Here is an 11,991-nt window from a genome sequence, read left to right as displayed (position 1 = left end):
CCGGCCCGCCGAGCGGGCTGTGGGGCACCCTCGGCGACCCGGTCGACACCACCGCGGACGCCGCGCAGCGCCCGCACCGCCGCGCGGCCCCGGAGGAGCCCCCGCCGCCACCGGCCGAGCCCGAGCACGAGCCCGACGTCTTCGAGACGGCAGGCCACCAGCGGCTCACCCAGATCCTCGCCGAGTCCGGCGCGACCCTGGGTGGCCGACGGCGGCGCCGGTACCGCGAGGAGGACGACGACGGCGACGACGTCCTCGCCCGGGTCCTCGACCAGTAGGCCCGACCGGCGGGGGCGGGGCGAGACCGCTAGATCGGGCCCTGGGAGAGCGCGCCGCCGTCCAGCACCAGGGTCTGGCCGGTGACCCAGCCGGCCGCGTCCGACAGCAGGTAGGCCCCGGCCTCGCCGATGTCCTCGGGCACGCCGAGCCGGCCGACCGGGTACTGCCGGGACACAGCGTCCTCGCGCCCCTCGAACAGCGCCTCGGCGAACCTGGTCTTCACCACGGCCGGGGCGACGGCGTTCACCCGGATCCGCTGCGGGCCGAGCTCCACCGCCAGCTGGGTGGTCAGGTTGACCAGCGCGGCCTTGCTGACGCCGTAGGCGGCGATGCCCTGGCTGGACTTCAGCCCGGCCACCGACGCCACGATCAGCACCGACCCGCCGTGCTCGCCCAGCCAGGCCCGGTGGGCCTCCTGCACCAGGCCCAGCGTGCTCACCACGTTGGTGTCCAGGATCTTGCGGAAGGCGTCCAGCGGGGTCTCCAGCAGCGGGCCGTAGACCGGGTTGATGCCGACGTTGCCGACCAGGTGGTCCAGGCTGCCGAACGTCTCCACCGCGGTCCGCACGGCCTCGGTGCGGTGCTCGGGGTCGGCGGCGTTGCCGGCGACCGCGACGGCCACCTCGGGCCCGCCGAGGGACTCCACCGCCTCGGCGAGGGCGTCGGGCTTGCGGGCGGTGAGCACCACCCGGGCGCCGCGGTCGACCAGCGAGCGGGCGATGGCCAGGCCGATGCCCCGGCTGGCGCCGGTCACCAGGGCGGTGCGGCCGGCGAAGGAGAACAGGTCGGTGCGAGCGGCTTCGGTCACGTGCCGCACCGTAGCGACCGCCCCCCGGTGTGGGTGAGCCCACACCGCGCAGGCGTGGTCGGCGCCGCATCCGGGTAGCACACTCGTCGGCGCCCGGTCACCGCGTGACAACCCGTTGCAGCCGAGCCCCGGGGCACCGGCACCACCCCGTACCACCCAGCACCACCCGGGTCCTCGACGAGGAGGGCCCGTCGTCGCCGAGCAGTCCGGGACCCGCGAGGGCCTGGAACGAGAGGTGCACACCGATGGACCAGTTCAGCCCTGACGGGTTCAGCGCGGCCCTGCCCGCCGACCGCCACAGCCCCGCCCGCCTGCGCGTCGGGGTCGTCGGAGCCGGTCGTGTCGGCGCCGTCCTGGGCGCCGCGCTCGCCGCCGCCGGCCACGACGTGGTCGCCGCCGCGGGCCTGTCCGACGCCTCCCGCGCCCGCGCCGCCCGGCTGCTGCCCGGCGTCCCGCTGCTGCCCACCGACGAGGTGGTGGCCGCCGCCGACCTCGTCGTCCTCGCCGTCCCCGACGACGCCCTGGCCGGGCTCGTCGCCGGCCTGGCCGGCACCGGCGGGTGGCGTCGCGGCCAGCTGGCCCTCCACACCTCCGGCGCGCACGGCCTGGGGGTGCTGGCCCCCGCGGAGGAGGCAGGCGTCCTGGGCCTGGCGCTGCACCCGGCGATGACGTTCTCCGGCGGACCCGAGGACCTGCCCCGCCTGCTTGGCACCCCCTTCGGCGTCACCAGCCGGCCCGAGCACCGCGCCGTCGCCGAGACCGTCGTCCTGGAGATGGGCGGTGAACCGTTCTGGGTCGCCGAGGCCGACCGCGTGCTCTACCACGCCGCGCTGGTCACCGGCGCCAACCACCTGGTCACCCTGGTCGCCGAGGCCGCCGACCTGCTGCGCACCGCCGGGGTCGACCAGCCCGCCCGGGTGCTGGGCCCGCTGCTGTCGGCGGCGCTGGACAACGGCCTGCGCCGCGGGGACGCCGGGCTGACCGGCCCGGTCAGCCGGGGCGACGTCGGCACCGTCGCCGGCCACGTCGCCGCGCTGGCCGAGCGGGCCCCCGACGCCGTCGCCGGCTACGTCGCCATGGCCCGGCGCACCACCGAGCGCGCCGCCGCCGCCGGCCGGCTCAAGCCGCACGAGGCGCAGCCGCTCACCGACCTGCTCGACGGGGTGGAGGTGCCCCGGTGACCGCGGTCGCCACGACGGCCGTCGCGGAGACCGCCGCCGAGCTGCTCGAGCTGGTCGCCGACCTGCCCGGCCCGGTCGTGCTGGTGCCCACCATGGGCGCCCTGCACGAGGGCCACCGCACGCTGGTCCGGCACGCCCGCACGCTCGGCGGCAGCGTGGTCGTCTCGGTGTTCGTCAACCCGACCCAGTTCGGCCCCGGCGAGGACTTCGACCGCTACCCCCGGACGTGGGAGGCCGACCTCGCCGCCCTGGCCGAGGAGGGCGCCGACGTGGTGTTCCACCCCGGCGTCGACGAGGTCTACCCGGGCGGCGCGCTCGGCGTCACCGTGCACCCCGGCCCGCTCGGCGAGGTGCTGGAGGGCGCCGTCCGGCCCGGGCACTTCGCCGGCGTGCTCACCGTCGTCGCGAAGCTGTTCGGGCTGGTGCGCCCGGACGTCGCCGTGTTCGGCGAGAAGGACTACCAGCAGCTGACGCTCCTCCGTGGGATGGCGCGGGAGCTGGCGCTGGGCGTGGAGGTGGTCGGCGTCCCCACCGTCCGCGAGGACGACGGCATGGCGCTGTCCTCGCGCAACCGCTACCTCGACCCCGCCCAGCGGTCGGCGGCCGCGGCCATCTCGGCCGCGTTGCGCGCCGGAGCCGCCGCCGGCGACCGGGGGCCCGACGCCGTCCTCGCGGCGGCCCGGCAGGTGCTGGACGCCGAGCCCTCCCTGGTACCCGACTACCTCGCCCTCACCGACCCCGACCTGGGGCCGGCGCCGTCCACCGGCCCGGCCCGCCTGCTGGTCGCCGCCCGCGCCGGCGGCACCCGCCTGATCGACAACACCGCCGTGACCCTGGGGGAGCCCCGATGATGCGCACGATGCTCAAGTCCAAGATCCACCGGGCCACCGTCACCCAGGCCGACCTGCACTACGTCGGCTCGGTGACCGTGGACGAAGACCTGCTCGACGCCGCGGACCTGCTGCCCGGCGAGCAGGTGGCCATCGTCGACGTCACCAACGGCGCCCGGCTGGAGACCTACACGATCCCGGGCGAGCGCGGCTCGGGCGTCATCGGCATCAACGGCGCCGCCGCCCACCTGGTGCACCCCGGCGACCTGGTCATCCTGATCAGCTACGGCCTGATGGACGAGACCGAGGCGAAGTCCTTCCTGCCGAAGGTCGTGCACGTCGACGCCGGGAACCGGGTGGTCGAGCTCGGTGCCGACCCCGCGACCCCGCCGCCCGGCGTCGCGGGCAACGGCCTGGTCCGGGGGGATGCCCGGGGGGATACGGTCCGCGGGTGACACTCGCCGGCCCGGTCGTGGGGCCCCCGCTGACCACGCGGCTGCCGTCGCGGCTGGCCGCACCCGTCCCCGGGTGGGAGCTGGTCGCCGACGTCTGCGTGGTCGGTTCCGGGGTCGCGGGCCTGTGCGTGGCACTGCACGCCCGCGCCGCCGGCCTGTCGGTCGCCGTCGTGACCAAGGTCGAGGTGGACGACGGGTCCACCCGGTGGGCGCAGGGCGGCATCGCGGCGGTCCTGGCCGCCACCGACTCCCCGGCCGCGCACGCCGCCGACACCGAGACCGCCGGCGTCGGGCTGTGCGAGCCCGACGCGGTGCACGCGCTGGTCACCGAGGGCCCCGACCGGCTGCGCGAGCTCATGGCCTGGGGGGCGGCCTTCGACCGCGGCCCGGACGGCGAGCTGCTGCTCACCCGGGAGGGCGGCCACCACGCCGACCGGATCGTGCACGCCGGCGGCGACGCCACGGGTGCGGAGGTGCAGCGGGCGCTGCACGCCGCCGTCACCGCCGACCCCGGCATCACCCTGGTCGAGCACGCGATGGTGCTCGACCTGGTCACCGACGCGGCCGGCCGCGCCGCGGGGGTGACCCTGCACGTGCTGGGCGAGGGCAGCTCCGACGGCGTCGGCGCGGTGCGCTCCCGCGCGGTGGTGCTGGCCACCGGCGGCATGGGCCAGGTCTACGCCGCCACCACCAACCCCTCGGTCTCCACCGGTGACGGCGTCGCGCTGGGGCTGCGCGCCGGGGCGGTGGCCACCGACCTGGAGTTCGTGCAGTTCCACCCCACCGCGCTCTACCTCGGCCCGGGCTCCCGCGGCCAGCAGCCCCTGGTCAGCGAGGCGCTGCGCGGGGAGGGCGCGCTGCTGCGCGACGCCGCCGGCGAGCGGTTCATGGTCGGCGTGCACCCGCTGGCCGAGCTCGCCCCCCGCGACGTGGTGGCCAAGGCAATCACCCGGGTGATGCTGCGCGAGGGCACCGACCACGTCTTCCTCGACGCCCGGCACGTCGAGGGCCTGGCCCAGCGCTTCCCGACCATCGTGGCCCGCTGCCGGGAGGCCGGCATCGACCCGGTCACCGACCTGGTGCCGGTCACCCCGGCGGCGCACTACGCCTCCGGTGGGTTGGTCACCGACCTGGCCGGCCGCACCACGGTGCCCGGCCTCTACGCCTGCGGCGAGGTGGCCTGCACCGGCGTGCACGGGGCCAACCGGCTGGCGTCGAACTCCCTGCTCGAGGGGCTCGTCTTCGCCGGCCGGATCGGCGCGGAGCTGGCCGCCGGCCTGCCCGACCCCGCCGACGGCCCGCCGCAGGTCGCCCACCTCGACGGCCTGCTCGACCCCGCCGCCCGCAGCCGGCTCACCGCCACCATGTCCACCCGCGTGGGCGCCCTGCGCAGCGGCGCCGGGCTGACCGTCGCCGCCGGCGAGCTGGCCGCGATCGCCGACCTGCTGGGCACCGCCGAGCCCGGCGTGGCCGGCTGGGAGGCCACCGACCTGCTCACCGTCGCGACCGCGCTCACCGCCGCCGCCGGGGCCCGCGAGGAGACCCGCGGCTGCCACTGGCGCGAGGACCACCCCGACGACGACGACGCCTGGCGGGTGCACCTGGACGTCGCGCTGCACGCCGACGGCACCCTGCAGCTCACCCCGCGCCCGGTCGGCACGCCCCCGGAGGTGACCTGGTGAGCGGTGCCCGTGACCCCCGTGACCTGGCCGGCACCGGCCTGGACGAGGCCTGGGTGACCGACCTGGTCGAGCGCACCCTCGCCGAGGACCTGACCGGCGGCTCCCCGCTGCCGCACGCCCCCGACCAGGCGGTGGCGCACGACGTCACCAGCGCCGCCACCGTCCCGGCCACCCAGCGCGGCACCGCCGACCTGGTCGCCCGGGCCGACGGCGTCGTCGCCGGGCTGCCGGTCGCCGCGCGGGTGTTCAGCCGGCTGGCGCCCTCGGCGACCCTGGCCGCCGGCGCGGCGGACGGTGACCGGGTGCGCCGCGGCGACGTGCTGCTCACCGTCACCGGCTACGTGCGCGCCCTGCTGGCCGCCGAGCGGTCGGCGCTGAACATCGCCAGCCGCGCCTCGGGGATCGCCACCGCCACCCGGGCCTGGGTGGACGCCGTCGAGGGCACCGGCGCGGTCGTGCTGGACACCCGCAAGACCACGCCCCTGCTGCGGCCGCTGGAGAAGTACGCGGTGCGCTGCGGGGGCGGGTCGAACAAGCGGATGGGCCTCTACGACGTCGCCATGGTCAAGGACAACCACGTCGCCGCCGCGGGCTCCGTGGCCGCCGCCGTCGCCGCCGTCCGGGAGCGGGCGCCGCGGGTGCCGGTGCAGGTGGAGGCCGACACCGTCGCGCAGGCGGTCGAGGCCGTCGAGGCGGGCGCGGACTTCCTGCTGCTGGACAACATGCCCCCCGACGTCCTGCGGGAGGCCGTGGTGGCGGTCGGCGGGCGGGCGCAGACCGAGGCCACCGGCGGGCTCACCCTCGCCGGCGCCCGCGCGGTGGCCGCCACGGGCGTGGACTACCTGTCGGTCGGCGCGCTCACCCACAGCTCGCCGATCCTCGACCTCGCCCTGGACCTGCGGGCCTGACGTGCTGCTCTGCGTGGACATCGGCAACAGCCACACCGTGCTGGCCACCTTCGACGGCGCCCGGGTGACCGGCTGCTGGCGGGTGCGCACCCAGCCCCGCGCGACCGCGGACGAGATCCAGCTGGTCTGGCGCGGCCTGCTGCGCGACACCGACGTCACCGGCGTGGCCGCCTGCTCGACGGTGCCTCAGCTGCTGCCGGTGCTGCGCCAGCTGCTGGACCGGCTCGACGTCCCGGTCACCCTGGTCGGCCCGGGCGTGCGCACCGGCGTCCCGCTGCACGTGGACAACCCGCGCGAGGTGGGCGCCGACCGGGTGGTCACCGCGCTGGCCGCCCACGAGCTGTACGGCAAGCGGCCCGACGGCACCGGCCGGCCGGTGGTCGTCGTCGACTTCGGCACGTCCACCACGGTGGACGCCGTCGGCCCGGCCGGCCAGTTCCTCGGCGGGGCGCTGGCGCCCGGCGTCGAGGTGTCGCTGGACGCCCTCGCCACCCGCGCGGCGCAGCTGCGCTCGGTCGAGCTCACCGTGCCGGAGAAGGCGATCGGCAAGAACACCGTCGCCGCGCTGCAGTCCGGCGTCGTCCTCGGGTTCGCCGGGCTGGTCGACGGGCTGGTCGACCGGGTGGCGGCCGAGCTGATGACCACCTTCGGCGTCGGGCCGGTCGTGGTCGCCACCGGCGGGCTGCACCCCCTGGTGGTCGACAGCTGCCGGTCGGTCGGGGAGCGTGACCCCGACCTGACCGTGCAGGGCCTGCGGCTGGCCCACGAACGGCACCAGTCCTCCAGGTGAGGGCGAGCCGCCCGGGGTCCCTCCGTACCCTTGCCCGGTGACCGACGGCCCCACCGACACCCCCGACGACGAGCTCCCCGAGCAGCTGCGGGTCCGCCGCGGCAAGCTCGACCGGCTGCGCGAGGCAGGCGTCGAGCCCTACCCGGTCTCGGTGCCCCGGACGACGTCGCTGGCCGCCGTCCGCGAGGCCCACCCCGAGCTGGACGCCGACGAGATGACCGGTGAGGTCGTGGGCGTCACCGGCCGGGTCATCTTCAGCCGCAACACCGGCAAGCTGTGCTTCGCCACGCTGCGCGAGGGCGGCACCGAGCTGCAGGTCATGCTCTCCCGCGACCGGGTCGGGGAGGAGGCGCTGGCGGCGTGGAAGGCCGACGTCGACCTCGGAGACCACGTGCTGGTCACCGGCGAGGTGGGCACCTCCCGGCGCGGGGAGCTGTCGGTGTTCGCCGACTCCTGGCAGCTGGCCGCCAAGGCGCTGCGCCCGCTGCCGGTGGCGCACAAGCCGATGAGCGAGGAGCTGCGGGTCCGCCGCCGCTACGTCGACCTCATCGTCCGCGACGAGGCCCGCCGCACCGTGCACCAGCGCGCCGCGGTGAACGCCGCCGTCCGGGCCGGGCTGACCTCGCGCGGCTACCTCGAGGTCGAGACGCCGATGCTGCAGGTGGTCCACGGCGGGGCCACGGCGCGCCCTTTCCGCACGCACATGAATGCATTCGACCTCGACCTGTACCTGCGCATCGCACCGGAACTGTTCCTCAAGCGGTGCATCGTGGGCGGGCTGGACCGGGTGTTCGAGATCAACCGCAACTTCCGGAACGAGGGTGCCGACTCCTCGCATTCGCCGGAGTTCGCGATGCTGGAGTTCTACGAGGCCCACGCCGACTACCAGGACATGGCCCGCACGACGCGGGAACTGGTGCAGGAATCGTGCGCGGCGCTGTTCGGCGACCACACCGCGCGGCACCACGACGGCACCGAGGTCGACCTGTCGGGGGAATGGCCGCAGGTGTCGTTGTACGGCGTCACCTCCGAGGCGCTGGGTGAGGAGATCACGCCCGGCACCACCGTCGAGCAGCTGCGCGCGCACGCCGAGCGGGTCGAGCTCGGCGTCGACCCCGCCTGGGGCCACGGCAAGCTCGTCGAGGAGCTGTTCGAGGCGCTGGTGCAGCACTCGCTGCAGGCGCCGACGTTCGTCGTGGACTACCCGACCGACACCTCGCCGCTGACCCGCGCGCACCGCAGCACGCCGGGCGTGGCCGAGAAGTGGGACCTCTACATCGGCGGCATCGAGCGCGGCACCGGCTACTCCGAGCTGGTGGACCCCACCGCGCAGCGCGAGCGGTTCACCCAGCAGGCCCTGCTGGCCGCCGCGGGCGACCCCGAGGCGATGGTGCTCGACGAGGACTTCCTCGAGGCGCTGGAGTACGGCATGCCCCCCACCGGTGGTGTCGGGATGGGCATGGACCGCTTGATGATGACGCTGACCGGTCTCGGCATCCGCGAGACCATCCTCTTCCCGCTGGTCCGTCCGCTCACTTCCTGAACAATTCGGTTCCACTCACCCCGTCGAGCAGTTCTGCGCGGTAATTGCGCATTACCGGCCGGGGTGTGGTGGAATGCATTCCGTCGCCGCCGCATTCTCGGCGGCGGAATGCACGTGGCCACAACGGGGGCCGACGACAGCAGGAGAAGAAATGGCACGCAAGGTCCAGGTCATCCTCAGCGACGACTTCGACGACGACGTCCCCGCCGACGAGACGGTGACCTTCGCCCTCGACGGCACCACCTACGAGATCGACCTGTCGGACAAGAACGCCACCGAGATGCGCGAGGTGTTCGCCAAGTACGTCGGCGCCGCCCGCAAGGTCGCCGGCCGGGGTCGCGCCTCCGGCGGGGGGCGCAGCAAGGCCACCGGTGGCACGGGTGCCGGCCGGATGGACCGCGAGCAGGCCGGCGCGATCCGCGACTGGGCCCGCAAGAACGGCCACGAGGTCAGCGACCGCGGCCGCATCCCGGCCAGCGTGGTCGAGGCCTACGAAGCCGCCCACTGAGGAAGGACCCCCTCGCCCCCCCCGGACCACGCTCCGCGCGGCCCGCGGCCCTGCGAGGGGGCCGTTCTAGCACGTCGCCAGGCCCGGTACCGGAAGGTGCCGGGCCTGCGTCGTCCGCTGAGGGCGTAACGGGTGCGGAACACCGGCCCCGGACCGGGGGTTGAGCAGGGTGGACGACACCACCTCCGGGTGTGGACGGCGCTCCGGCGCCCGTCGTCCGCGACTACAGTGGAACGACCGGTGCCCCGTTCATCGGAGAAGACACCGACGACGTCGGTCAGCAGGACCCCGCGAGGGGAGCAGCACCGCACGTCCGAGCCGGTCAGAGGGGAAGCAGCAGATGTTCGAACGGTTCACCGACCGAGCCCGACGGGTCGTCGTCCTGGCGCAGGAAGAAGCCAGGATGCTCAACCACAACTACATCGGCACCGAGCACATCCTCCTGGGCCTGATCCACGAGGGTGAGGGCGTCGCCGCCAAGGCGCTGGAGTCCCTGGGCATCTCGCTCGAGGGCGTCCGGCAGCAGGTCGAGGAGATCATCGGCCAGGGCCAGCAGGCCCCGTCCGGCCACATCCCCTTCACCCCGCGCGCCAAGAAGGTCCTCGAGCTGTCGCTGCGCGAGGCGCTGCAGCTGGGCCACAACTACATCGGCACCGAGCACATCCTGCTCGGCCTCATCCGCGAGGGCGAGGGCGTCGCCGCCCAGGTCCTGGTGAAGCTGGGTGCCGACCTCAACCGCGTCCGCCAGCAGGTCATCCAGCTGCTGAGCGGTTACCAGGGCAAGGAGCCGGCCGCTGCCGGCGGGCCCGCCGAGGGCACGCCGTCGACCTCGCTGGTCCTGGACCAGTTCGGCCGCAACCTCACCCAGGCCGCCCGCGACTCCAAGCTCGACCCGGTCATCGGGCGGGCCAAGGAGATCGAGCGGGTCATGCAGGTGCTCTCCCGCCGCACCAAGAACAACCCGGTGCTCATCGGCGAGCCCGGCGTCGGCAAGACCGCCGCCGTGGAGGGCCTGGCGCAGGCCATCGTCAAGGGCGAGGTGCCCGAGACGCTGAAGGACAAGCAGCTCTACACCCTCGACCTCGGCGCCCTCGTCGCCGGTTCCCGCTACCGCGGTGACTTCGAGGAGCGGCTGAAGAAGGTCCTCAAGGAGATCCGCACCCGCGGCGACATCATCCTGTTCATCGACGAGATCCACACCCTCGTCGGGGCCGGCGCCGCCGAGGGCGCGATCGACGCCGCCAGCATCCTCAAGCCGATGCTGGCCCGCGGTGAGCTGCAGACCATCGGCGCCACCACGCTGGACGAGTACCGCAAGCACCTGGAGAAGGACGCCGCGCTCGAGCGCCGCTTCCAGCCCATCCAGGTGTCCGAGCCGACGCTGGCGCACACGGTCGAGATCCTCAAGGGCCTGCGCGACCGGTACGAGGCGCACCACCGGATCAGCATCACCGACGCGGCCCTGGTCGCGGCGGCTACGCTGGCCGACCGTTACATCTCCGACCGCTTCCTGCCCGACAAGGCGATCGACCTGATCGACGAGGCCGGTGCCCGGATGCGCATCAAGCGGATGACCGCCCCGCCGGACCTGCGCGAGTTCGACGACCGCATCGCGGCCGTCCGCCGGGAGAAGGAGTCGGCGATCGACGCCCAGGACTTCGAGAAGGCGGCGAGCCTCCGCGACAAGGAGAAGCAGCTGCTGGGCGAGAAGTCCGAGCGCGAGAAGCAGTGGAAGGCCGGCGACATGGACGTCGTGGCCGAGGTCGACGAGGAGCAGATCGCCGAGGTCCTGGCCAACTGGACCGGCATCCCCGTCTTCAAGCTCACCGAGGAGGAGACCTCGCGTCTGCTCCGCATGGAGGACGAGCTCCACAAGCGGATCATCGGCCAGGAAGAGGCCATCAAGAGCGTCAGCCAGGCCATCCGGCGCACCCGTGCCGGGCTCAAGGACCCCCGCCGTCCCGGTGGGTCGTTCATCTTCGCCGGCCCCTCGGGCGTCGGGAAGACCGAGCTGGCCAAGTCGCTGGCCAACTTCCTGTTCGGCGACGACGACGCGCTCATCCAGATCGACATGGGTGAGTACCACGACCGGTTCACCGTGTCGCGGCTCGTCGGTGCCCCTCCCGGTTACGTCGGCTACGACGAGGGCGGCCAGCTGACCGAGAAGGTGCGGCGCAAGCCGTTCTCGGTTGTCCTCTTCGACGAGATCGAGAAGGCCCACGCGGACGTGTTCAACACGCTGCTGCAGGTGCTCGAGGACGGCCGGCTGACCGACGGCCAGGGCCGGATCGTGGACTTCAAGAACACGATCCTGATCCTGACCACCAACCTCGGCACCCGGGACATCTCCAAGGCCGTGGGTCTGGGCTTCCAGGTCGGCAACGACGACCAGAGCAACTACGACCGGATGAAGCTGAAGGTCAACGAGGAGCTCAAGCAGCACTTCCGGCCGGAGTTCCTCAACCGCATCGACGACATCGTCGTGTTCCACCAGCTGACCGAGGACGAGATCGTCCACATCGTCGACCTCATGCTCTCCCGCGTGGAGGGCCAGCTGCAGAACAAGGACATGGCGCTCGAGGTCACCCCGGCGGCCAAGAAGCTGCTCGGTGCCCGCGGGTTCGACCCCGTGCTCGGTGCGCGGCCGCTGCGCCGCACCATCCAGCGCGAGATCGAGGACGCGCTCTCGGAGAAGATCCTCTACGGCGAGCTGGCCCCCGGCCAGATCATCGTGGTGGACGTCGACGAGGACGCCGACCCGACCAAGGCCCGGTTCACCTTCCGCGGCGAGACCAAGCCGATCGACGTCCCCGACACCCCGCCGGTGGCCCTCTCGGGCGCCGACGACGAGGACGGCCAGGCCGAGTCCGCAAGCTGACGAAGGACCCCGTCCCACCCCCAGCTGCGCTCCGCGCACCCGGGGCCCCTGGGACGGGGCCGTCCCAGCGGGTCACCAGGAGGCCCGCCACCCGCTCCCCGCGGGTGGCGGGCCTCCTTCGTGCCGGGG

General features: G+C 74.3%; 11 protein-coding genes. 10 read left to right on the top strand and 1 reads right to left on the bottom strand.

The genetic code is table 11. From position 1 onward, the window contains the following. A partial coding sequence (locus tag NH342_RS08910) for a hypothetical protein (protein ID WP_253013852.1) occupies positions 1–278 on the top strand: 278 nt, incomplete at its 5' end. Between the two features lie 29 nt (positions 279–307). Here NH342_RS08910 and NH342_RS08905 read toward each other — a convergent pair. Next, the gene (locus NH342_RS08905) at positions 308–1,087 is read right to left on the bottom strand and encodes an SDR family oxidoreductase (protein WP_253013850.1); all 780 of its coding nucleotides are present in this window, start codon (positions 1,085–1,087) and stop codon (positions 308–310) included. 245 nt (positions 1,088–1,332) lie between these two features. Between NH342_RS08905 and NH342_RS08900 the strand changes: the two genes are divergently transcribed. From NH342_RS08900 to NH342_RS08860, 9 genes are all read left to right on the top strand, one after another. Beyond that, a complete protein-coding gene (locus tag NH342_RS08900; protein WP_253013848.1) occupies positions 1,333–2,268 on the top strand; it encodes a Rossmann-like and DUF2520 domain-containing protein in 936 nt (311 codons plus the stop codon). Then, on the top strand, positions 2,265–3,119 hold the full coding sequence (gene panC / locus NH342_RS08895; RefSeq protein ID WP_253013846.1) for a pantoate--beta-alanine ligase: 855 nt from the start codon (positions 2,265–2,267) through the stop codon (positions 3,117–3,119). Before NH342_RS08900 ends, panC begins: the two co-directional genes overlap by 4 nt. After that, positions 3,116–3,553 (top strand): aspartate 1-decarboxylase, encoded by a 438-nt coding sequence (gene panD, locus NH342_RS08890; RefSeq protein WP_253013844.1) that lies wholly within the window; start codon positions 3,116–3,118, stop codon positions 3,551–3,553. Before panC ends, panD begins: the two co-directional genes overlap by 4 nt. Further along, positions 3,550–5,235 (top strand): L-aspartate oxidase, encoded by a 1,686-nt coding sequence (locus NH342_RS08885; protein ID WP_253013842.1) that lies wholly within the window; start codon positions 3,550–3,552, stop codon positions 5,233–5,235. The genes panD and NH342_RS08885 overlap by 4 nt, the downstream gene beginning before the upstream one ends. After that, positions 5,232–6,143 (top strand): carboxylating nicotinate-nucleotide diphosphorylase, encoded by a 912-nt coding sequence (nadC, locus tag NH342_RS08880; RefSeq protein ID WP_253013840.1) that lies wholly within the window; start codon positions 5,232–5,234, stop codon positions 6,141–6,143. Before NH342_RS08885 ends, nadC begins: the two co-directional genes overlap by 4 nt. A gap of 13 nt (positions 6,144–6,156) precedes the next feature. After that, a complete protein-coding gene (locus NH342_RS08875; protein ID WP_253013838.1) occupies positions 6,157–6,933 on the top strand; it encodes a type III pantothenate kinase in 777 nt (258 codons plus the stop codon). Between the two features lie 37 nt (positions 6,934–6,970). Further along, the gene (gene lysS, locus NH342_RS08870; RefSeq protein WP_253013836.1) at positions 6,971–8,476 is read left to right on the top strand and encodes a lysine--tRNA ligase; all 1,506 of its coding nucleotides are present in this window, start codon (positions 6,971–6,973) and stop codon (positions 8,474–8,476) included. 151 nt (positions 8,477–8,627) lie between these two features. Beyond that, on the top strand, positions 8,628–8,984 hold the full coding sequence (locus tag NH342_RS08865; RefSeq protein ID WP_253013834.1) for an Lsr2 family protein: 357 nt from the start codon (positions 8,628–8,630) through the stop codon (positions 8,982–8,984). A 340-nt stretch (positions 8,985–9,324) separates the two neighbouring features. After that, positions 9,325–11,862, top strand: a complete 2,538-nt coding sequence (locus NH342_RS08860; protein ID WP_253013833.1) for an ATP-dependent Clp protease ATP-binding subunit — start codon at positions 9,325–9,327, stop codon at positions 11,860–11,862. Positions 11,863–11,991: the final 129 nt, after the last annotated feature.

It is taken from the genome of Klenkia sp. PcliD-1-E, from assembly GCF_024124375.1.
Taxonomy (GTDB): domain Bacteria; phylum Actinomycetota; class Actinomycetes; order Mycobacteriales; family Geodermatophilaceae; genus Klenkia.
This window is presented reverse-complemented; position numbering and strand designations above follow the sequence as displayed.

Excerpts from the sequence above, each read along its gene's own strand:
- NH342_RS08900 (WP_253013848.1), top strand. The coding sequence starts at position 1,333 with ATGGACCAGTTCAGCCCTGACGGGTTCAGCGCGGCCCTGCCCGCCGAC.
- panD (WP_253013844.1), top strand. The coding sequence starts at position 3,116 with ATGATGCGCACGATGCTCAAGTCCAAGATCCACCGGGCCACCGTCACC.
- NH342_RS08865 (WP_253013834.1), top strand. The coding sequence starts at position 8,628 with ATGGCACGCAAGGTCCAGGTCATCCTCAGCGACGACTTCGACGACGAC.
- NH342_RS08860 (WP_253013833.1), top strand. The coding sequence starts at position 9,325 with ATGTTCGAACGGTTCACCGACCGAGCCCGACGGGTCGTCGTCCTGGCG.